Origin of the sequence: Microseira wollei NIES-4236 (assembly GCF_020521235.1) — a bacterium.
Classification (GTDB): domain Bacteria; phylum Cyanobacteriota; class Cyanobacteriia; order Cyanobacteriales; family Aerosakkonemataceae; genus Microseira; species Microseira wollei.
Map to the genome: position 1 here is coordinate 1 of NZ_BLAY01000504.1, position 678 is coordinate 678.

At 40.3% G+C, this 678-nt stretch carries 1 protein-coding gene; it reads right to left on the reverse strand.

Annotated features, from left to right (window positions below):
• Positions 1 to 407: tetratricopeptide repeat protein (locus MiSe_RS49555; RefSeq protein WP_226594963.1), on the reverse strand; the 407-nt coding region annotated here is incomplete at its 3' end.
• Positions 408 to 678 lie beyond the last annotated feature (271 nt).

Here is a 678-nt window from a genome sequence, read left to right on the forward strand (position 1 = left end):
TCGGAGAGGGTCGTTGCTAAGTTGTTATAAACATCAGCGTCAGGTTTTATCTTTAAGGCTTGCTGGTAGTATTCTACTGCTTCATCTAACTTGCCTTTTTCCTTGAAGGCATTTCCCAAATTGTTAATTGCTACAACAGCTATCTGGTTATTTGGCTGGAGTTTTAAAACTTTTTTATAAGCTTCTATAGCCTCGGCTAATTTATTTTCCGCTTGCAATATTTCTGCTAATGCCACGTAAGCGTTCAGATGATTTGGTAGAATTTTTACTACCTGTTTGTAGAGATTTTCAGCTGGATATAATTTCCCTGACTCATGTTGCTCCACAGCTTTTTTTAGCAGAGATTGCACCGATGATTCCACAAGATTAATTTCTTTTTTCCGGTTAGACTTTTGGCTTTTTTTCATTTTTATTTTCCCCTTCACTTTTAACTAGGTTCTGTATTCGTTATAGTGGGCCTGCCGAGCAGATGCTGCTGCCTTGTTTCCAGCGGATTGCCAGCTCGTCTAGGGAAAGCCTTTTGGCTCTCGTTTGTCAAGCGTGCGCGCTTGACAAACGAGCCGTATGAGGTACGGCTGCAATCCGTTATAACTTCTGCTGACTGTCATAAATTTCTCGTAAACTAGTATAAACTTCCTCAAAGTTGGGATTCAGTTCCAGGGCTTTTTGAAAGTAAAC